At 58.8% G+C, this 18,899-nt stretch carries 18 protein-coding genes; 17 read left to right on the forward strand and 1 reads right to left on the reverse strand.

Translation table 11 applies throughout. The features are described from left to right. Positions 1-2 precede the first annotated feature (2 nt). From sctJ to EN807_RS29455, 6 genes are all read left to right on the forward strand, one after another. Positions 3-770: a type III secretion inner membrane ring lipoprotein SctJ gene (gene sctJ / locus EN807_RS29430; protein WP_127208152.1), complete on the forward strand. Its 768-nt coding sequence runs from the start codon at positions 3-5 to the stop codon at positions 768-770. 12 nt (positions 771-782) lie between these two features. Beyond that, positions 783-1,490 (forward strand): hypothetical protein, encoded by a 708-nt coding sequence (locus EN807_RS29435; protein ID WP_127208151.1) that lies wholly within the window; start codon positions 783-785, stop codon positions 1,488-1,490. Continuing rightward, the gene (locus EN807_RS29440; RefSeq protein WP_135937730.1) at positions 1,469-2,122 is read left to right on the forward strand and encodes a FliH/SctL family protein; all 654 of its coding nucleotides are present in this window, start codon (positions 1,469-1,471) and stop codon (positions 2,120-2,122) included. Before EN807_RS29435 ends, EN807_RS29440 begins: the two co-directional genes overlap by 22 nt. 3 nt (positions 2,123-2,125) lie before the next feature. Next, a complete protein-coding gene (sctN, locus tag EN807_RS29445; protein WP_127208149.1) occupies positions 2,126-3,496 on the forward strand; it encodes a type III secretion system ATPase SctN in 1,371 nt (456 codons plus the stop codon). Next, positions 3,493-4,125 carry a YscO family type III secretion system apparatus protein gene (locus EN807_RS29450; RefSeq protein WP_245485565.1) on the forward strand — a complete coding sequence of 211 codons (633 nt, stop codon included), beginning with the start codon at positions 3,493-3,495 and terminating at the stop codon, positions 4,123-4,125. The genes sctN and EN807_RS29450 overlap by 4 nt, the downstream gene beginning before the upstream one ends. Positions 4,126-6,495: 2,370 nt before the next feature. Then, positions 6,496-7,422: a LysR substrate-binding domain-containing protein gene (locus EN807_RS29455; protein WP_127208147.1), complete on the forward strand. Its 927-nt coding sequence runs from the start codon at positions 6,496-6,498 to the stop codon at positions 7,420-7,422. A 98-nt stretch (positions 7,423-7,520) separates the two neighbouring features. Here the strand turns inward: EN807_RS29455 and EN807_RS29460 are convergent, their stop codons facing one another. Continuing rightward, positions 7,521-7,760 (reverse strand): hypothetical protein, encoded by a 240-nt coding sequence (locus EN807_RS29460; RefSeq protein WP_135937731.1) that lies wholly within the window; start codon positions 7,758-7,760, stop codon positions 7,521-7,523. Positions 7,761-8,784: 1,024 nt separating this feature from the next. Between EN807_RS29460 and sctQ the strand changes: the two genes are divergently transcribed. From sctQ to EN807_RS29520, 11 genes are all read left to right on the forward strand, one after another. Further along, a complete protein-coding gene (sctQ, locus tag EN807_RS29465; protein WP_164759446.1) occupies positions 8,785-9,774 on the forward strand; it encodes a type III secretion system cytoplasmic ring protein SctQ in 990 nt (329 codons plus the stop codon). Beyond that, the gene (gene sctR, locus EN807_RS29470; RefSeq protein WP_127208145.1) at positions 9,771-10,433 is read left to right on the forward strand and encodes a type III secretion system export apparatus subunit SctR; all 663 of its coding nucleotides are present in this window, start codon (positions 9,771-9,773) and stop codon (positions 10,431-10,433) included. The genes sctQ and sctR overlap by 4 nt, the downstream gene beginning before the upstream one ends. Beyond that, positions 10,433-10,696 (forward strand): type III secretion system export apparatus subunit SctS, encoded by a 264-nt coding sequence (gene sctS, locus EN807_RS29475; protein WP_127208144.1) that lies wholly within the window; start codon positions 10,433-10,435, stop codon positions 10,694-10,696. The genes sctR and sctS overlap by 1 nt, the downstream gene beginning before the upstream one ends. Before the next feature lie 34 nt (positions 10,697-10,730). Next, positions 10,731-11,504, forward strand: coding sequence for a type III secretion system export apparatus subunit SctT (gene sctT / locus EN807_RS29480; RefSeq protein ID WP_189522612.1), 774 nt, complete (start codon positions 10,731-10,733; stop codon positions 11,502-11,504). Further along, complete coding sequence (locus EN807_RS29485; RefSeq protein ID WP_127208142.1) at positions 11,501-12,280, forward strand: EscU/YscU/HrcU family type III secretion system export apparatus switch protein; 780 nt, start codon at positions 11,501-11,503, stop codon at positions 12,278-12,280. Before sctT ends, EN807_RS29485 begins: the two co-directional genes overlap by 4 nt. A gap of 798 nt (positions 12,281-13,078) precedes the next feature. Further along, positions 13,079-14,062 carry a type III secretion system gatekeeper subunit SctW gene (gene sctW, locus EN807_RS29495; RefSeq protein ID WP_164759445.1) on the forward strand — a complete coding sequence of 328 codons (984 nt, stop codon included), beginning with the start codon at positions 13,079-13,081 and terminating at the stop codon, positions 14,060-14,062. Next, the gene (locus EN807_RS29500) at positions 14,059-14,421 is read left to right on the forward strand and encodes a hypothetical protein (protein ID WP_127208139.1); all 363 of its coding nucleotides are present in this window, start codon (positions 14,059-14,061) and stop codon (positions 14,419-14,421) included. Before sctW ends, EN807_RS29500 begins: the two co-directional genes overlap by 4 nt. Before the next feature lie 3 nt (positions 14,422-14,424). Next, on the forward strand, positions 14,425-14,781 hold the full coding sequence (locus EN807_RS29505) for a hypothetical protein (protein WP_135937733.1): 357 nt from the start codon (positions 14,425-14,427) through the stop codon (positions 14,779-14,781). Between the two features lie 393 nt (positions 14,782-15,174). Further along, positions 15,175-17,274: a type III secretion system export apparatus subunit SctV gene (gene sctV, locus EN807_RS29510; RefSeq protein WP_127208137.1), complete on the forward strand. Its 2,100-nt coding sequence runs from the start codon at positions 15,175-15,177 to the stop codon at positions 17,272-17,274. Beyond that, entirely contained in the window at positions 17,271-18,647 is a 1,377-nt protein-coding gene (gene sctD / locus EN807_RS29515; protein WP_135937734.1) for a type III secretion system inner membrane ring subunit SctD, read from the forward strand. The genes sctV and sctD overlap by 4 nt, the downstream gene beginning before the upstream one ends. After that, positions 18,644-18,898: an EscE/YscE/SsaE family type III secretion system needle protein co-chaperone gene (locus tag EN807_RS29520; protein WP_164759444.1), complete on the forward strand. Its 255-nt coding sequence runs from the start codon at positions 18,644-18,646 to the stop codon at positions 18,896-18,898. The genes sctD and EN807_RS29520 overlap by 4 nt, the downstream gene beginning before the upstream one ends. The last annotated feature ends 1 nt before the right edge of the window (position 18,899 follow it).

The raw sequence follows: 18,899 nt of genomic DNA on the forward strand, positions 1-18,899 counted from the left end.
GTGTGACATTCGTACTTAAGTGGCTGGCGACATTTCTCTTGTTGTTGACGCTGGGGAGCTGCGGATCGAAGCTCGAGCTGTACCGCAATCTTCCGGCGCACGAAGCGAACGAAATGCTCGCACTGCTCATGAGGCAAGGCATCTATGCCGAAAAAAGCACGGACGACAGCGGCAACGCCTCATTGTCGGTAGATATTAAGGATGTTCCCACTGCAATGGAACTGTTGAACGGCGCCGGACTGCCTCACGACCTCTACGCCGATATGGGTAGTCTTTTCAAGAAAGAAGGCATGATCTCATCACCGACAGAAGAGCGCGTGCGCTACATTTATGGCATCACACAGGAGCTGTCGCGGACCCTGTCAGTCTTCGATGGCGTGCTCAATGCCCGGGTCCATGTGGTGTTGTCACCCGAAGAGACGAGTGATGGTCGACACCAGTCCTTGCCGTCGAGCGCTGCCGTCCTTGTCCGTTACGCACCCGGCACTACCGTCGATCAGATGGTACCGAAAATCAAGGAGCTCGTCGCAAACAGCTTGGAAGCCCTATCCTATGAAAGAGTCTCCGTCGTGCTCGTACAGGCGAGCCAGAATAAGCCATTATTGCGTTCCGTCGATAGAACAGCCGTCGTCACGACAGAAGACAGCGGCACAGCCCATCTGGTGATCGGGCTTGTATGCGGCATAGCGGTATTGCTGATCGGCAATGGCGTCCTCGGGTTCCTGTTATGGCGTCGCCTCCGTCAGACCTCCGCCATAGCGGCTCAATGAGATTAACCGAAATTGAACAATTCATCAGTGATCCGCGGAACAGCAGCAGTATCGGATGAATGGCTTGAAGCACCGTGGGCGAGAGCCGTGATGTGCTGCATTGCCGATCCTGCCGCTGATCTCGATTTCACAATGGCGCATGGTTGGCCCGAATGGATGCCCCTGGACAAGGTCCAGACGGACCCGTTCACTCGTATTAAGCTTGGAGGCTGGCTCCTTCGTGGGCAAAGTGATGAACCGTCCGCCATCATTTTCGCCGGTGCGGCGCGACGAAGCCGGCTCGCGTTCCTCCCCGCGCCGGACGCCGTGCGCCTCATGCGCCTGGCCGGCGCCTGGGTGGGTGCATCCGGCCTTACAGGACTTCTTCGGACGACCGATATCGCAGCGGCTCGCGCGGCCCTCGGTGAAGAAGCCGTCACATTCGCTTCGCAAGCCGCACTTCTACCGCGACCGACTACCAAACTGATGTCGGCGCTCGGTGCTTCTGACATTCCGCCCGCGCCCAGCGCTTTGGTTCAATGCGGCGCGGCGATGTTCGGTCTGGCGATTGGTGACATTCCGCAAATGCTGCGGACTCGGCTAGGCTTGCGCCGTCCCGCGCCAATCTGGGCGACGGCGGTTGAGAACTGTCGTGACGACAGTGCTGGCGAGGACGCATTTCATGCGATGCGGCGCCTGGTCCGTAAGAGGATGCCGACATGGTCGCGCTGGTTCAACTGACACCTGCATCGGCCGGTATCCTCGGCCCTGGGCGAATCTTGTCGGCCGGGAGCGCACAGGCACTGGTGGATGCCGAGCAAGTGCTTACGCAGTCACGGCGCGAAGCCCGTGCGCTCATCGATGCCGCGCGCGCATCCGCCCGAGCGATCGAGGCGAGGGCCAAACAGGCTGGAATGACTGCAGCACAAGCGGCGATCGATGCCCGCTTGACCGCGATCGCTACGGAGTCTCTGCGGATTATGGCGCAACATGAGGAGCAGATCATAGAAATGGGTCTGCAGATCGCGCGCCGGATCATCGACACCGTCGAGCCGGTGGAGGCGGCGGTGCAGATCGCTTTGCGCGGTCTGAAATTCGCGGGCCACAGCTCCCTCGTCCGGCTACGCGTGGCACCGTCGCTCCTCGAGGAAATCCGCAACCGGTTGGACGATATCCTCCCGACGGCGACATCGCGCACCGTCGTCGACCTGATTGGCGACGCGCGCGTAAATGATGCCGGATGCATTCTCGAGACCGATGCCGGACTGGTCGACGCCACGATCGAGAGCCAGCTTGCCGCGATTGAAAGTGGCCTGCGTAGCGGCCTATCAGTCTCTGCAAAGCCAGACAATTGCAACGTTCCAAAAGCCTAAGTGATGTCCGAGCCAGCCGAGCCGACGAACGCCGTTATTCCCCCCGAGCACGAGAACATCGATCGTTTCTTCCAGCGCGCAAGAAGAGCAGTTGCACAGGCGTCGACAATGCGCGTCCGCGGACGTGTCCTCCACATCGTCGGAACGGTAATCCGTGCCATGGTGCCGGGCGCCCGCATTGGCGACCTTTGCACTCTCCGCAATCCGGAGAACGACTTCGAACTGTCGGCGGAAGTCGTCGGCGTGCAGTGCGATGTCGCCATTCTGACACCGCTCGGGGAAATGCAGGGCCTCTCCACGCTCACTGAAGTGATCCCAACGGGAAAGCCCCTCATGGTTCCGACCGGCTGGAACCTGCTCGGGCGCGTACTCGACGGTTTCGGGCGACCTTTGGACGCATCCACCAAGGGGCCCTTGCTTCCGGAAGCCCGCATGCCTGTCTACAGGGACGCACCGGATCCCTTAACCCGTCCTATCATCGACAAGACTCTTCCTGTGGGCATACGGGCGATCGATGGTCTCCTAACGTGCGGCGAGGGACAGCGCATGGGCATTTTTGCCGCTGCAGGCGGGGGCAAGAGTACCCTGATGTCGATGCTGGTGCGTGGCGCAGCGGTCGACGTGATCGTGATAGCTATGATCGGCGAGCGCGGCCGGGAGGTGCAGGAGTTGATCCAACACAGTGTCGGCGCAAAAGCGCGATCACGAGTAGTTTTGGTCGTTGCCAGTTCCGACCGCCCCGCAACGGAGCGGGCCAAGGCGGCCTATGTCGCCACGACGATCGCCGAATGGTACCGCGACCAAGGACAGCGTGTGCTCCTTGTCATGGATTCGGTGACCCGTTTCGCGCGTGCGCTAAGGGAGATTGGTCTCGCGGCCGGTGAGCCGCCGACACGGCGTGGCTTCCCGCCATCAGTTTTCGCCTCCCTGCCGCGGCTTATGGAACGCGCTGGGAACAGCCATCGGGGGTCCATAACGGCCTTCTACACCGTGCTCGTGGAGGGCGATGACATGGCCGAACCGGTGGCCGATGAAACCCGATCCGTCCTTGATGGTCATATCGTGCTCTCACGCGCCCTGGCGATGTCGAACCAGTATCCCGCTATCGACGTTCTGGCGAGTGTCAGCCGCGTCATGAGCGCTATCGTGTCGTCGGAACATGAGCGGTTGGCGGGCAGGCTACGGGAGCTGATGGCCAAATACCATGAGGTAGAACTGTTGGTACACGTCGGCGAGTACAGGGAAGGAGCCGAACCGCTCGCCGATGCAGCGATCGCAAGGATAGATCGCATACGGACCTTCTTGCGGCAGTCGACAAAGGAGCAGATCGGCTTCGACGCAATGCTCGATGAGCTTGCCGTGTGTCTGGCATGATTCCCGGAGCCGTAGATCGCCTTCTCGAATTGAAGACAATGCGGCGCCGCCGGGGCGAAGATGCGCTGCGCTTGACGCACACCACTCTCGACAATGCTGTCTCGGCTGTCGCAACCGCCTTGACCGATCTTCACGGATGGCGCGAAGATCTTACCCGTCGCGAAGCCGCGCTATATGGTCCATTAATCGGGGAAGCCGCCGCTCTCATTGACCTCGAAGAGGTGAACGCGGAGATGATCTCGCTGCGTGAGCACGAGCAGCTGCTGCAAAAGCGCCTCGAACAGGCTAGGGCAAAAGCCGACCTGGCTCGGCAGGCACGTGAGGAGGCATATAGTGCGGCACGTGAGGCGTGGCGCGAGGTAAGCAAATTCGAGGATCTCATTCGAGCCTTGCGCACCGACGCCACCCTGGAGGAGAAGCGCGCAGCGGATTTGGAATTGGAGGATTTTGCCCAGGTGCGGAACAAGGGCGGGGAGCAAGATAATAATCTCTCGGTGAACCTGCATCGGATGTGGAGCGGCCATTCGTTGTCCGTGATTGGCGGATCGCGATTCCGCGAAATCCCGGAAAGCGATTCGGTGCTCGATTTTCGCCTGCGCTGTCCTGGCGGTTGGCATCGATCGCAATGACGTTGAGAGATCATGCCAGAGACTGAAGCAAGCGAGACCAATGCTGGCGGCCGTTGAGCCAACGGGACGAAGGACAACGAAAAAACCCCGCAACAAGTATCGATAGGGTCCACGTGTCGCCGGTAGTCTGATCCAGCTGCGATCGGCTTTCAACTCATTCCACGCACTGTTGAAGACGTCGGTAAGCCGTAATCTCGCTTACCGCCTAGGCAACAATGCTGCCAAGCCGTGAGCCCGATGCTCCGGCCGGGCGAGGCCGTCGGCAAGGGCAGCGATGCGCCATTATAGCTCGAGCGTAAGCTCCGCCACGCCTCCCGCGAGGGCGACGAGAGCATCGGCGCGATGAGCGTCCTCAATGCCATCGGCAAGGTGGACGAGACGGTTCTGGAGGTCCGGCTCAAGCCCTGCCAGCCCGTCCCGGAAGCCCGCGTAGCGCCGCGACGCGATGTGCAGGCTGGTCGAGTCCCTCCGCGAGGCGGATGAGACCGCGCTGAGGTTTCCGCGCAAGTCCCGCCCACGCCGGCTCCGAGGCCAGATAAAGCCGTGCTGCGATGCCTTGACGCAAACCCCTCGGCGAGCTTGAAAAGAAGCTCTTGGAGATACGGCGCAACCCCTCCCACGCCTGTGCCGAGGCCGCCTCGGAGGGCCCAGGCGCGATGCTCTTGGTCCTCAAGCCCCTTGGCGAGCTTGACAAGCCGTTCCTGGCGATCCAGCGCAAGCCCTCCCACGCCTGTGCCGAGGCCTTGGAGGGCGAGGCGCGATGCTCTTGATCAAGCCCCTCGGCGAAATTTGACAAGACCGAGGCCTCCAAGGCCGAGGCGCGCTCCCCAGTCTCAAGTCCCTCGGCAAGGGCGACGAGACGCGGCTGGAGACGGAACGCACCCCCCACACCTGTTCCGAAGGCTCGGACGGCGGAGGCGCGATCCCAGGGCTGCTCAAGTCCCTCGGCAAGTAGGACGAGATGCTCCTGGAGATCGGCTCGAGTCCTGCCAAGCCCGGTCCGATATCCATCAGGACTAAGTTGCGCTCATCGGGGTCGCCAAGCATAGGACTAGCGCGACCAAGCCCTCCTGGTCCGCTGGGTGAGGCAAATTGAAGCTGGGCGCGAGTGATTGCATCACGCCGGGAATCATCAGCGCGGCAAAAGCGATCCGCGCCGGGCTGGCATCGCGTCAACCTCTCCCAGATAACCTGGACCGGGATGGCCGCTTGTCGCCTTTCTTGAGCCGCCGGCGGTGGCTGGCGGCGCCAGGCAGCTGTTGATTTGTCTGCGACATACTCAGCATATCGTTCGGGCTGAATCCGCTCAGCAATCTGACCGAGTTTTCCCGGACATGTCCCGTCGCCCATTTTCCGCTCGATCCGGCATGCGCGGCAAGCCTGCGGCAAGCCTGCGGCAAGACCAAATAGAACCCGTTGATCGCCGCTCAGGCCGCTCCAGATCGCAGCGGTCATCGGTCTGCGGAAGGTCGCGACGAACCAGCGTCAGAGTCTCCTTCGCGCGAGGGAAAGGTTCCGCTCCTAGCCCTACCGCGCAATCTTGGCCATTTCGCCCTACCGACGAGTACGGCGCCAAAGTCGAAGCAGAAGGGCCGAGTCGTAGGGTGCTTACTGGAACCGATCTGAAGGGTAAGTGGCGGGCCCTCGGCAAATTGCTTGCCCGCTGAACATCTGATCTGTTCGTTTGCGCGAAAGCAAATGCCCAATGTCAACAATCCGCCAATCTGTTGGGAAGGCAACAACGCTCGCCAAAAACGAGCACCTATTTTCGGCTGCGCAACTTGGCCTGGATCTTGCGGAGTGCTTTATCGCAGCACGAAAAAGATTGGTTGCAGGTGTCCCAGTCCACAACATGGCATCGTGATGTCCAAGTGCATTCGATGGCGCAGCGATAGTCATGCGAGACGAATTAGGGTCGTTCACAGGCTTTGGACCGCCGGCGTTCGAACCGTGTGCTCGTGACCGGATGCACTCTGCCGGGGTATTGGCGCAAGTCGAGGACGTACGAGTACGGTGTCCTCATAAAAGACGAAGAGCGCCGGCCGCTCCTTGTCGCTGCGGGATTGAATGCCAGGCATTTCCTTTGAGCAGTTCTAGGACCCCGCGGCGAGACGAGCCGGGCAGGAAGGCGCATTCAACGAGAATTTCACCCTTTATTCGCGCGCCTGGAGTGCGCCGATCAAATCTTCTCGCGAAGTACGTTGCCGCGGATCGCAAAGCAGCAGCTCGCTCGCTGTCGATTGGAGCCTATCAACATCAGAGACAAAATGGCGTCACTTTCGGCCTCTTTGAAAACACAGATGATGCCGCCACGGCCACAAGCGGCATCAGGCGCAATCTACGTCTCTTCAAACTTGTCAAGGCTATCCCATGCAACTACGCCACCTCCGCTATTTCGTGAGCATCGTCGATGCTGGGAGCTTCTGCCGGGCAGCGGCCACCATTCATGTGGCCCAGCCGGCCCTCAGCCAGCAGATCGCTGGCCTTGAAACCATGCTCGGCGCCACCCTGTTGCACCGCAGCGCACGCGGCGTTCGCCCCACTCAAGTGGGCAAGGCTTTCTATCGGGAGGCCGTCTCCATCTTGCAGCGGGTAGAGCGACTGCCCGGCATCGTTCGCTCCACGGAGGGAGAGCCAGAAGGTTCGGTGCGGCTAGGCATGTCTTCGACGCTCGCCGTCTCCCTCGCCGGCCCCTTGGTGGCCGCCTGCAGGACGGCACTCCCTAAAGTGACGCTGAGCTTGGTTACCGGTGACTTTCTCCGCATCAGGCCGCTCATGGAATCGCAGGCGCTTGACGTTTGCATGGTCTTCGAGGACACACCCACCCTTGGTGTTTCCCGCAAACCGCTGTTCCGCCAGCGCCTCTATCTGATCCGGCCTGCCAACGCAGAAAATTCCGCAACATCCGTGTCCCTCGAGACGCTGGCGGCAATTCCGCTTGTACTGCCAGCGCAGCCGCATACGATCCGCGAGGCGCTGGACCGGGCGTTTGGAGCGGCCGGAGTGATACCGAACTGCGTGGCAGAGGTCGACACGTTCTGCAGCGTGCTCTCCTTGGTCAAAGCCGGCGTAGCAAGTGGGATCGTTCCCAAGGGGGATTTCTCGGACATTCCAGGCTACGACGGTCTGAGGCCTGTCGTCATCGATCCGCCAATTCATCTGACAGCATGCCTCATGTCATCCGCACACATGCCGCTCACCTCCGCCGCCGAGGCGGCAAGTGCACTGCTCGCCGCGCGGGTAGAAAAGCGCTTTAGTGAAGCGCTGCCCGCCGAATGGGAGCGCGTCCCGATTTAGAAGTTGTCGAGAGGCGAGTAATCCAAGCGCTATGTCTTTGGGCACCGTTTTCAAGGCGACCGAGCGATTTTAGCCACGAACCCACGAGCTGGTTACAGCTATGGCCTGTGAGCGCTGTCCTCTTGTGGAGCGTTATGTGCCGTCTTCTGTGTCAGGCCTATGACGCGCGCATTGCTCCGGGCAAACAGCCATTGCTCCGCCTTGGTCAAGCACAGGAGACGCGTAAAGTCGCCAGTAGCCAGCAACTGCTGCGACGCCAACTCATGGCGGTCCTCGCCGCGCTTGCCCGGCTCGATGCGAATGGACATCCGGCTGCTATCGATTTCTGTTACCTGCATACGCGCCCCCGTGGCGCGTAAGCCCACCGCGTCTGTGGCATCAGAGCGACCGGGTTCCTCGTCGCGTTCACTGCGCCGACCACCTCAGAGGCGCTCAGCACGACCAGCAACTTGCACGGCGTCCGGGCGTATCGATCCGCTCAGGCAGATCAGATCGACCCAGCGTCACCTCAAGAAACGCAAGGCGCAAGCGGTCTGGTTCACCACGCCCCAGAGGTCCCACCGAGTGGACTAATAGGCGCGCATCTGGTGGACTCCTAGGCGACGCGGTCGCGGAAAAACGGTGCCGGTCCATGCTGGCCAACGCTTCTGCCGTCGCTTTGAACACTTCGGCACGATTTTTGGGGCGCTACTGCCTATCAAGGCCACTCAGGGTGGATGTATGTCAGATCTCATCATAAGAATTGGAGATGATCCAATATCGACAAGATATTTGCTTCTGGCCCACGTTGAGTAGATTGGATGTAAACGACAGCTCGACCATTGAGCGGATGCCCCTTCCCCGGCGAGTGGAGTGATCTCGGGATATCCGTCGCCATGACTGGAGCGATTTCATGGGGAACCCGAACGGCTTGCATCAACAGCTTGTCCGAAAAGATCGAGTCACTAGGCAGCTTGTCTATTTCAGAGATCTTCGACGCATGTGTTTTGGGCTGAGCTGTTCCATTACGACTGTCGTCCGCATCGTTGGTCGCCGATCCGATGCGCGGGTACTCGCTAGTAGGGATGCTGCGTTGGCGGCCGTCACAAACAGTGTCTGTTCCACCCCACCTGCGGGGCGGGCTACCTCGCCGCGGGCCCTCACCTTGGGGACGATGAGCGGTTCTCGCAAACGTTCAACGAGCGGAATTTCAAAGAGTGTGAGTCACTCGACGACGCACCCCGCAAGGGTCTCGGCAGTAACGAGCTTGAGTCGCACAAACGCAGCAGCCAGGCGCCCGACCCGTCAACAAAGCTCCATTTCCTGGGCGGCACAACCGACCGTCTCGCGGGCTCGAGCGAACTCTTCACCATGGAGGGGCACGTGATCGATCTGCCTTGCTATAGTTCACGAGAGGCCGCCACCATTTCGCGTCTTGCAGCCCGCTTGCCGGCCGCTTTCAGCCTCGCTAGCATCAACGTGGCAGCCGTCATTCCCGATTCGACACCACCGCGTGTTCCGGCGGATTGCCGCCGCGTGATGGTACGCCTACACGGCCACGATCTCCGCATCGCGATCGACCCGATTCTCCTTCCGTCCATGGCGGTGACACACTGGCCAGACATCACGGCCCTGCCATTGGACCACGGCTTGCGGGAAATTCTGTTCGACATCGTCCTACGCAATGTGGCGATTCAGGTGGAACGATGGTGCGGTCAGCGGCCCATCTGGTCTTCTTCCGAGATCACCGAAGTGCTGCCCTACGCCATTGGGCTTGTTCGCTTGGACGGTCCAGAAAAATTCCTCGGCCTAGTAGAATTCGATGCCGGCGGACTCGAATGGATCACCTGCTGCTGCTGCGATGCGCTGCCGGTCGTGTCCGCAATCCTCGACGATCTGGCCCTCTCTCTCGATCTAAGAGTCGCTCGTTTGAACCTTACTTTGGCGGAACTACAGTCAATCGCGCCGGGCGACGTCATTTTGCTCGACGCCTCACCGGTCGCTCGTGACGGAGCGATGACCGTTCTACTGTGCCTCTTTGGCAATTCGCGATTTCGCGCCTCGATCATGGATGGCCGCCTTTCAGTCCTTTCAGCAGTGGACCACATGATGGACAATCCTGACTCTCTCCCTCCCGAAACCTTCGACAGCATTGACCTCCCGGTCGATGTGGATGTCGGACACTTGACCATGTCGCTCAAGCAGCTTCGTGAACTCGCGGTGGGCCAGGTACTAGATCTTGGTTTCGACGCTACGACCAATGTCAGTTTGCGAGTTAATGGCCGGGTGGTCGCTGCGGGCGAGTTGGTGCGCATCGCCGATCGGACAGGTGTGCGTGTCCTAGACATGCGCCTACCACGCGCCTCGTCATGAACACCGGGTTGCCCGATCCCGCTGCGATGATCGCCTTGATCGGCGCGATAGCGGTCATCCCCTTCCTTGCGATCACCGTCACGTCGTACGTCAAGCTCGTTGTCGTGTTCGGGCTGATCCGAAATGCCCTCGGCGTTCAGAACATTCCGCCGAACATGGCAATGAATGCGGTCGCCATCCTGCTCTCCGTATATATCATGCAGCCCGCGGCCAACAAGGCATTTGAAGCAGTGCGCCACAAGGAGATCGCGTTTGAAGATCTCCGTGGGCTCGTCGAAACGATACCGCTAGCTATAGAGCCCTTTCGCGATTTTCTCCTAAAGAACACGTCGCAACAGGAACGACAATTCTTCGCCAATGCGACCCGTGAATTATGGAACGAACGGGACGCCGATGCGGTAACCGATGGCGATGTCATGATTTTGATCCCGGCATTCATGACATCCGAGTTGGCGGACGCGTTCAAGATAGGTTTTCTGCTGTTCCTGCCCTTCATCGTCATCGACCTCGTCATTTCGAATATCCTGCTGGCGATGGGTATGATGATGGTTTCGCCGATGACGATCTCCCTGCCCTTCAAGCTGTTCTTGTTCGTCGCTGTGAACGGATGGCAGCGCCTGATCCACGGTCTGGTCTTGTCCTATGCGGGACCATCATAATGAGTACCGCCACTCTGGCCAACATCGCCGTCGAAGCCCTGAAACTGACTCTGGTTCTGTCGATGCCCACGATCCTCGTCGCGACGGGGGTCGGGCTGGTCGTCAGCTTGGTGCAGGCCCTGACCCAAGTTCAAGAGCAGACACTTCCGTTCGCGGTGAAACTGATATGCGTGAGCCTGGTTTTGATGACAACTGGGAACTGGATCGGTCGGGAGCTGTACCAGTATACGCTAAACGTCTTCAACAATTTCGGAGCGATGTAAGGTCCGTCTCGTGTCGCTACTTGATCCGTCTCTCTTGCATACTGCCCTTATCGTCTTTGCCCTCGCGACGACGCGTACGACGGGCATGATGCTGATTATACCCATTCTGGGGCGCGGCATTGTGACCGGACTGGCGCGGAACGGCGCGATCACGGCATTGAGTCTCCCGGTAATGGCGCATGCTTGGGCAACTAGGCCTGTGAACCTCGATAGCTGGGATCTGGAGCTGATCCTGGGCCTGGGGCTGAAGGAACTCTTGCTCGGCCTCGTACTCGGCATGCCTATTGCCGCGACCATCTGGGGTGTTGAGGCGGCGGGCACCTTCATTGACAACCAGAGGGGTGCCGCGATGGTGAGCCTCTTGAATCCGGCGAGCGGCAATCATGTCTCGCCGCTTGGAACGCTGTTCGCCCAGCTCTTCGTCACATGGCTATTTGCCACCGGCGGCTTTTCCGCATTGATCGAAGCGCTCTATCGCTCCCATGAGGTCTGGCCTTTGTGGAGCTTGCATCCTGCATTCGGTCCGGCATTCGTCACGGGAGTTCTGCATCTCGCAGACGTCATCATGCTACTGACTTTACTCCTCGCCGGTCCAGCTATTGTTGTTATGTTCCTTAGCGAAATGGGTCTGGCGCTGATCGGCCGCATTGCACCGCAACTGCAGGTCTTTTTTATCGCCATGTCTGTCAAGAGTGCGGTGGCTCTCCTGGTTTTAGTCCTCTCGCTCACGATCATTCTGGCTGAGGCCGATAAACGCGTGCCATCCCCGGTCGCGATATTCAACCTCATCGCCACGTGGTTGTCATGAGCGCCGAAAAGACCGAGAAGCCTACACCCAAAAGGCTGCGCGACCTGCGCAGGAAGGGGCAGGTGGCGCACAGCAGTGAAGTCGTTTCCGCGGCACTGACCATCGCATTCTTTTCTCTGTTCTACGCCTCCTTATCCGGCATGATAGACCGGATCGAGGCGATGATCCTGCTACCTGTACCGCTTCTCCAAGGTGATCTCCTGAGCGTCACTGAAAAGCTCCTGCAGTCCTATGTTGCCGAACTACAACGCATGCTCGCGCCCTTCATCGGCATCGTTCTGGTAATCGGCGTGGGCGGCAACATCTTACAAAATGGCCCGATGTTCACGCCCGAGACGGTCTCGCCAGCGCTGAAGAAGCTCAGTCCCAGTGAGAACGTCAAGAGGATCGTCTCGCTGAGGAATTTCATTGAATTGGGCAAATCGATCGGGAAGATTTTGATACTCGCCTCGGTTCTGCTGCTCGTGCTGCGCGAAGGGATGCATGCGCTCGTCTGGACGCCGAGTTGCGGGATATCATGCCTAAGGGCGGTGACAGGTAACCTGCTGCTCGGCATCGCCCTTTATGCTGGTTTGGGTTTTCTCACGGTGGCAATTACGGACTTTGCGTTCCAGCGTCGGCAATTCACGAAGAAAAACATGATGTCGAAGGATGAGGCGAAGCGAGAATACAAGGAAAGCAACGGTAACCCCCTAGTCAGGGCAAAACGCAAACAACTCCATATGGAGTTGTTCGCCAAAGGCATGACCAACCGGTCGCGCAGGGGACCGTCGTGATCACCAACGATGTATGTTGCGTGGCGATTTATTACGATCGGAAGCGTACGGCCTTCCCCGTGATCAGTACCATCGGTATCGATCTGGCGCAGCATATGATCGATGATGTTGGCTACCACTATGCCAGTGAGGCGAAACAATCCGCTGCGCACGCGCTGCTGAAGGACGAGTCCAGTAGACGAATATATGCAGTCGTATCTACTCGAACCTCTCGCCAAAATTCTTCGGCTTCCCGGTAAGCTGGAGACCCGGCCCGGCGATCGGTCGTGCCATTCACTGTGTCAGCTGGCCTCCGGCACAAGATTTCTTGCGGACTGATTTGTTTGCTGAGTCCTATATGCATTTTGTATGTACTCATATCGGTTTGATATTTCTTATGCATGTCGCGACGTTATAATAGATATGGACCGATATCCCTTTGGTACCCGAAAGGGCGTAGCCCACTGACACAGTTTGCCTCCATGGGTGCTGCCCAGAAGTTGCTTGGACATGAGCGAGCACGAAGCCTTAAATGGTGGGACACATGCGGATCCACCAAGCCGCGGAACGGCAAGTCGGCCCGCGAGGAAGCCCGTGCGCCGGCAATCTGCAGTGCACTGCCCATGGACGTTGACGGGACGCCCCAGGCGATCCGCCGTAAGATCGCACGGAGCCGAAGTAATGTCTGATGGGACAGTATTCGAAACGACCCCTTCGCGCCTTTGCTCTGATCGGATGGCGATCGAGCCGGTCCCGGTGCAGGTGGGCTCATGGCGCGGTGAAGCTGTTCGCCTGGCGGGGCCTACACACGCGACCCTCTTGGAACAGGCAAGGGAAGAGCGCACCTTTGGTTTTTCCGAGGCGATCGAGTCAAGGGCGCTAGCTGAGCGCAAAATCTCGGAGGAGCGCTTAGCGCCGTCGCTCAGCGCGGTCCATGAGATTGATGCCTATTTCGAACGTCTCCCTTATTTCGACCGTACCGAGTTGCCGGGGCTGTTGCGCGATATCCGCAGAGACGATTCTGCCTTGCAGGACATACTCCGAAAGGTTCGTCGGCGGTTCGCTGACCCCTCTTATGCCTATGCGGCACTCGATCTGGCGGCGCGAGAGTTGCGACGCGAGGGCCTCGACCAGCTTGCCATACGGACGGATGGTGCCAAGGCCCAACTCATGGCTAAGCAGGGGGTGGCTGTTCGTGCTGGCCTCAATATTTCAGTGGTAGCGACTGAAGTAGCGGCGGGTGATCAGAGGCTCGCTGCAGAGCTGCGTGATTTCTATCGGGCCACAGTCTCTAGCGATCCAGGACCGCTCCGGCTTTATAGGGACATTCTCAGTAAGTTTGGAGTCGAGGGCTTTGCTCGGCATGTCGCCTTTCTTACGCGTGCGCTCGGCGAGGACATCGCCTCGGCTGGCCCGTCGGTCGAGCCGGCTCGGCTATGGGAGATCCTCAGCGGATTATCGGCGCTGCGAGTGCTGGATACCGTGCACGAGTGCTGCCAAAAAATGGTCGAACGGATACGGCGGCGAAATATCATCGACATCACCGCTACTGGCGTGATGTGGCAATTATTGCCGCTGTTGGAGGATACCGTTCCCGGTCCGTCGAAGATCATTCCCATTCCCGAACGGCTAGGAATCCCTCTCGTTCACCTTGATATGCAGATTGCCGTACTGCGTGACTCTCGAGATCTTCTCGCGATGATTCCGGTCGGAGTCTACCGCGACTTGGACGCAAGAGAATCGACGTTGCGGGCGATAGAGGAAGCGATGGACATCCGCATTGAACAGGAAGAGAGTGCATGAGCGCCCATGCTTCTATTCGGGCTTTTTGCTCGGCGATGGGACTTCCACCGCAGGCGCCCCCATTGACGCTGCGTTTTGAACGATCGGGTGATCTCCACATGGAGTGTCGCGATGGCTTTGTCGCAATGTACTTAACGCGCGCCATGCCGCTTCACCGCAAGGGGGTCGCCGCGGCAGCTCTCTCAGCGGTACACCCGGATCGTACGGTGCCGCACATGGTGAACGTCGCCTTTTATGGCGAGGCGCTGCTGGTCCTGCTCATCAGCATAGCTGAGAACAGCGTTGATCTTCCAACGCTAGAAACCGCGGCGCAGGTTCTCGTACGGCTCGTCGACGAAATTGATGCCGCAGCGCGGTGACCTATGATTCGCATCAATTCCGGCAGCTTGAATCATTCTGCTCCAACGATCTCCGGATCGACGGAACTGCGGCGAACAGGCCTCGTTGCCGATGCTCGGTCGGCTTTGCAATTCGATCTGCTATACGACGCCCCCACCGTCGATGACCTGATGATGGCCGCCTTCGCGCCTCCGATCGCGAATCCCGCAATCCTCGAGTCTCCGACATTCGCCGCCACGCTCAAGGCCGCACACACATCGCTGGCCGATCTGGCTGCGCAAACGGGAGACCCAGATCGTGCCGTGCTGTGCGACGCGCTCTCGGTACTCGATCGGGCGCAATGCGACCGTTTTTTTTTGAAAACGCCTGCCGTGCTTTGATGCGAGGATAGATCTGATGACGGAACCGTTTATCAGTCCCGACAAGCGCGATGCGCTATCGGTGCTAGCGTATCTCTACATTAAATTTGGCCTTCTTCACGATGCAACCAAGCTTCTGCTCGCCCTCGAGCATCTCGACTCCGCATGGGGTTGGGCACGGCATGCACGCTGTCTGGTATTGCTTCGAGCGGGAGACTGCGAGGGGGCCGCTGCCGAGGCGAGTCGGCTTCTTTTGCACGCGCTGAGCGATGAGGAGCGATTCCGGATATTGCAGGTGCGGGTCAAGGCTTATTCGAAACTGGGTCTCAGATCCGAGGCGAGAGCCTCTCAGCGAATGGCCACAATACTGCTGACACAGACGGCCGTGCCGGGTGCGTCGCGGGGACGGACAGCGTGAATTTTCCCAACAAGGTCCTGGCAGTTGCGACTGGCCGGAACGACATTATTCTGGCGGGGCTATTGGTTGCCATCGTCTTTGTGATGATCATTCCGCTGCCGCCCGTCCTGATGGATGTGCTGCAAGCTATCAATCTTGGGATTTCCGCGCTCCTGCTGATGGTGGCAGTCTATATTAAGTCACCCCTCGCTTTCGTCACCTTCCCGGCGGTGCTTTTGCTGACGACGCTGTTTCGGTTGTCCCTCGGTATCGCTGCGACACGCATGATCTTACTGCACTCAGACGCCGGCCAGATCATCAAGACTTTCGGCGATTTCGTGGTAGCTGGGAATCTCATTGTGGGCGGGGTTACTTTCTTGATCATCACCATCGTGCAGTTCGTGGTCATCACCAAGGGATCCGAGCGCGTGGCTGAAGTCGCCGCACGCTTCTCGCTGGATGCGATGCCGGGCAAGCAAATGAGCATCGACGGCGACCTGCGTGCCGGCGGCATCGATATTCAAGAAGCCCGTCGGCGCCGCATCGCCATCGAGCGCGAGAGCCAATTATACGCCGCGATGGACGGTGCGATGAAGTTCATCAAAGGTGACGCAATCGCAGGCTTAATCAGCATCTTCGTGAACATCATAGGCGGCATTGCGATTGGTGCCCTGCAAAAGAGCATGAGCTTGAACGAAGCGCTCGAGATTTACACCATCCTGACGATCGGCGACGGGCTCGTCGGTCAGATCCCGGCTCTCTTCACCTCAATCACGGCAGGCTTCATCGTCACGAGGATAAGCGACAGGGATAAGGGCTCAGATCTCGGCAGTGAGATTGGAGACGAAGTCAAAGCCCAACCACGTGCCCTGATCGCAGGATCCTTCATCCTAATTCTGTTCTCTTTGGTACCTGGCTTTCCTACGGCAATTTTCGTGATATTGGCAGTATTGGCTGGAGGCGGTGGCTGGTTGTTGCAGCGCAGGCGGCCGCTTTCAGCGCCTTCGAGTTCCTACTCGGTCGCCGGCGTCAGGGCGCCCGTGACGGCGTCGGACGGGCCGGCTGAACGGAGCGGCGAAGGCTGCGATGCCATCACCATCACGCTCACGGTTCCTCTGATGCTCGACATTGGTCGAGACGTTCAGAGCATCGTTCGGCCAGACCGGCTGAACAAGGAGTTGGCTGCTGTGCGGCAGGCGCTGCTTCTCGATCTCGGCGTTCCCTTTCCAGGCGTTAATCTGCGTGTCAGCGACAGCAACAAGGATGGCGCGTACACGATCAATGTAAATGAAATTCCATGTGGTGAAGGATCGTTACGGGCGCAGCACCTTCTGGCTCGTGATATCCCCGAGAACCTCGACCTCGTGGGCATTCCGTATGTTCTCGATAAGCCATTCCTGCCTCAGATCGAGACCACGTGGGTGGACATCACACATCGCGAGTCGTTGCAAGCCGCCAGTATCCCATTTTTTGAACCGGTTCAGATCCTCAGCTACCACATTGGTCATGTCCTGCGTCGGCAAGCAGGTGAATTTATCGGAATCCAGGAAACAAAAATTCTACTGAATCAAGTGGAAGGATCTTTCCCGGAACTGGTAAAAGAGGTGCTGCGGACCGTTCCTCTGCAGACGATTTCTGAGATCTTGAAGCGACTGGTTTCCGAGGAGATCTCGCTGCGCAACATGCGCGCTATCCTCACCGCGCTGGTCGAATGGGGACCGAAGGAAAAAGACACAGTTCTGCTTACTGAGCATGTGCGCTGTGCATTGAAAAGACAAATCTGTTTCCAGCATACTGTCGGCAGGACCCTATTGCCAGCCTACATTCTTACGCCGGAAGTGGAAGACACGGTGCGTAATGCCATTCGGCAGACTTCCGTGGGCAGTTATCTCGCCCTCGACCCTGGCACCACGCGGCAAATCATTGATAAGGTGAGGGATGCGATAGGTGATGTCGGCCAGCAACCGCACAAGCCTGTGCTACTGACCTCTATCGACATCCGCCGATACTTGCGCAAGATCATCGAAGTCGATCTCTACGGGCTACCCGTGCTATCCTATCAGGAACTTGCCCCCGATATCTCCGTACTGCCGCTGGCAAGGATATCGCTGTCGTGACTGGTACGAACATGGAACACGTTAGTCTCGCTAGAGATGACGCCAAGCTGAGCCTACGCGTGCTGTCCGGTCCCAACCGGGGTGCAGAGACCCCGCTTGAGGAAGGAGTCTGGCTGATCGGTGCCAGTGATACCGATGACCTCACCTTCGCTGATCCGGAACTGGCTGCCACACATCTTCGCATTAAAGTCGAGGCGGGACGCATCCATATTATTGCCTTCGCACCGGGGGTGCGCATCGGGACCAAAGACCTCCCGGTAGGTAACTTGACGGTGCTCGATCCGCCAACACCGGTACAGGTCGGGCGGACGATTTTTGTGATCGGGCCGGCCGGGAGCAGCTTTCCCGAGGCGGCCTCCATGGGAAACGGGGAGCCGGACACTTCCGCGCCGCTCGCCCCTCCCGAACTGGCGTCGACCTTCGTCGGCCGACGGATACATCTCATGGCAGGTTCGATACCGCGGCGATTGCGGCTCGGGGCGGTAGCTTGCACTCTCCTGATTATGCCCGTCGTCGTGTTTTGGGCCGCCATAGGGCGAGTTCCCCCCTCCGCCTCAGAAGTGTCTCCGGCCACTGACCCGATGAGGATCGTGCGACAAATCATTCGCGAATTAAATGTCGCTCGAAACGTCGAGATTGCCCGGGTCGATGACAAGCTGGTCATCGAAGGAGACTTCCGACCTGGAGACGATGCTGAACTACAAGTCGCCTTGAACAACGCCGGCCTTGAGGTGGAAGTGATATCCAAACCACCGACCACTCTATCGGATTCGCAGCTCATCGATCTCGTGACGACGGTCATAAGCGGCTTCGGAATCGAGGGCAGCGTCCGCGTGATCGGCGCCGGGGAGATCGCGATAACAGGATATGGGCCAAGCGATGCGGAGGTCGAAGCAGCGCTTCATCACCTGCGGCAGGACATTCCGGGGCTAACCGAAGTTGAAAACGCGATCGTGACACCCGACGGCGCTCGCGTTTTTCTAGAGAGCGCGATGACGGCCCAACTGCGGCGCTCCATTCACATCTTGAAGAAGGCAGATGGCGTGCTCGTTTCGGGAGCCCTGGCTCCGATTGCTTTTGAAGCGTGGCAGAAGGTCGCTGCTCGCTTTCGGGAGAAGTTCGCACCCTACATCCGGCTTGAGACGCAGTTCACGCCGGTCATATTGCCGGTGCCCAGAGGTGTACACCTTGGCCAAACGCCGTTCATCGTTGTTGAGAATGGAACGCGCCTGAAGATCGGCGACAGTCTCGAGAGCTTGGGCCAGATCGTTGACATAGACCGAAGCGGAATTTCTGTGCGCATCGGCGCGGATGCGATGCATCTTCCTTATCCGAGCAAGCCGAAATGGATGGTGGAGGAGGAAAAAGGGTGAGCGAAGTCATAGTCATGTTTGAGTTGCAGAGACAGCTGCTAGGGGATTTCGACGGTGCAAAGAGATCCGCCCTAGAGAGGGAATTCGATACCTGCCGGCAATCATTGAAACGTGAAATGGATGCTGGCGTTTCGAGGCAGGAATTCGAAGTTTTGGCGGCCATAGCGGACGCGATACGCGCTGCGACAGAGGTGATCAATACAATATCGATGGCTTATCGTGATAAAGAAATACCGCAACCTTGGAGATGAC

The sequence above is a fragment of the Mesorhizobium sp. M5C.F.Ca.ET.164.01.1.1 genome, assembly GCF_004792125.1.
In the GTDB taxonomy this organism is placed as follows: Bacteria; Pseudomonadota; Alphaproteobacteria; order Rhizobiales; family Rhizobiaceae; genus Mesorhizobium; species Mesorhizobium wenxiniae.

What these genes read in the sequence shown, in the direction of transcription:
- EN807_RS29460 (WP_135937731.1), bottom strand. Translation starts at nt 7,760, where the DNA reads ATGCAGGTAACAGAAATCGATAGCAGCCGGATGTCCATTCGCATCGAG.
- sctS (WP_127208144.1), top strand. Translation starts at nt 10,433, where the DNA reads ATGAGTACCGCCACTCTGGCCAACATCGCCGTCGAAGCCCTGAAACTG.
- EN807_RS29485 (WP_127208142.1), top strand. Translation starts at nt 11,501, where the DNA reads ATGAGCGCCGAAAAGACCGAGAAGCCTACACCCAAAAGGCTGCGCGAC.
- EN807_RS29440 (WP_135937730.1), top strand. Translation starts at nt 1,469, where the DNA reads ATGGTCGCGCTGGTTCAACTGACACCTGCATCGGCCGGTATCCTCGGC.
- sctR (WP_127208145.1), top strand. Translation starts at nt 9,771, where the DNA reads ATGAACACCGGGTTGCCCGATCCCGCTGCGATGATCGCCTTGATCGGC.
- EN807_RS29455 (WP_127208147.1), top strand. Translation starts at nt 6,496, where the DNA reads ATGCAACTACGCCACCTCCGCTATTTCGTGAGCATCGTCGATGCTGGG.
- EN807_RS29450 (WP_245485565.1), top strand. Translation starts at nt 3,493, where the DNA reads ATGATTCCCGGAGCCGTAGATCGCCTTCTCGAATTGAAGACAATGCGG.
- EN807_RS29500 (WP_127208139.1), top strand. Translation starts at nt 14,059, where the DNA reads ATGAGCGCCCATGCTTCTATTCGGGCTTTTTGCTCGGCGATGGGACTT.
- sctN (WP_127208149.1), top strand. Translation starts at nt 2,126, where the DNA reads ATGTCCGAGCCAGCCGAGCCGACGAACGCCGTTATTCCCCCCGAGCAC.
- EN807_RS29505 (WP_135937733.1), top strand. Translation starts at nt 14,425, where the DNA reads ATGATTCGCATCAATTCCGGCAGCTTGAATCATTCTGCTCCAACGATC.